This window comes from Streptomyces calidiresistens (assembly GCF_014141525.1).
GTDB classification, from domain to species: Bacteria; Actinomycetota; Actinomycetes; order Streptomycetales; family Streptomycetaceae; genus Streptomyces; species Streptomyces calidiresistens.
Genome location: NZ_VKHS01001218.1, coordinates 1 through 1125, shown reverse-complemented (window position 1 = coordinate 1125; position 1125 = coordinate 1). Strand labels below are relative to the sequence as shown.

The 1125-nt window shown below is 76.8% G+C and carries 1 protein-coding gene; it reads left to right on the top strand.

Annotated features, from left to right (window positions below; genetic code table 11):
• Window positions 1–106 precede the first annotated feature (106 nt).
• On the top strand, window positions 107–1125 hold a 1019-nt coding region (locus FOE67_RS26495), incomplete at its 3' end, for an ATP-binding protein (RefSeq protein ID WP_182667355.1).

The window sequence follows — 1125 nt, the reverse complement described above, 5'->3', positions numbered from 1 at the left end:
GGGCGGGAGCGATCCGGGCGGAACCGGCGGGTCCGCCTCCGAGCCGCGCCCGTCGCCGGGAAACCCCTGGTCCCCGACCGGTCGATGGTGTCCAATGGAAGACGTCATGACCACCGGTCCCCTCGGACGCGATCACCCCCTCGCTCTGCTCCGTTCCCGCGTGCGGCACGCCCTGGACAGCCACGGCGGGTTGGTGCTGATCACCGGCGAGGCCGGCATCGGCAAGACCACCCTGGTCTCCGAGGCCGTGGGGGAGGCCCGCCGGCAGGGCGCGCCGGTGCTGGCCGGAGCCTGCTGGGAGTCGGACAACGCCCCCGGCCACTGGCCGTGGGTACAGGTGCTGCGGGGGCTGCGGCGGGCGGCCGGCCCCGGGCGGTGGGCCGAGGCGCTGGAGGCCGCCGGGCCGGGCCCGGAACTGCTGCTCGACGGGACGGGCGGCGCCGGTGGGAGCACCGGCGGTCCGCCGATGGACGGGTTCGCCCTCCACGACTCCGTCACCACCGCCCTGGTCACCGTCTCCCGCCACCACCCGCTGGTGGTGGTGCTGGAGGACCTGCACCGGGCCGATCCCGACTCGCTGCGCCTGCTGGAGTTCGCCGCGCGGCACACCTGGTTCGAGCGGGTCCTGCTCATCGGCACCTACCGGGACGTCGAGGCGGAGCTGCCCGACCATCCGCTGCGCCCCCTGCTGACCGCCCTCCCGGCGGCGGCCGGCACCACCATCACCCTCGGTGGGCTGGAGCCGGCGGACACCGGCGCCCTGATCACCCGTGTGCACGGACGCACACCCGCCCCCGGGGTGGTGGCCGAGGTGCACCGTCGCACCGGCGGCAATCCCTTCTTCATCGAGGAGACGGCCCGCCTGTGGGGAGCGGGCGCCCCGTCGGGGGCGATCGCGCCGGGGGTGCGGGAGGCGATCCGACGCCGGCTGGATCTGCTGCCGCCGGAGGTGACCGAACTGTTGGGCCGGGCCGCCGTCGTGGGGCGCGAGTTCCGCCCCGCGCTGCTGGCGGCGATCTGCGACCGCACCCCCGGGGAGGTCGAGCGGCTGCTGGACCGGGCGGGGGCCGCGCGCCTGATCACCACCGGCGCCGACCCCACCGAAGCGCCCCCGCCCCCCGGGAC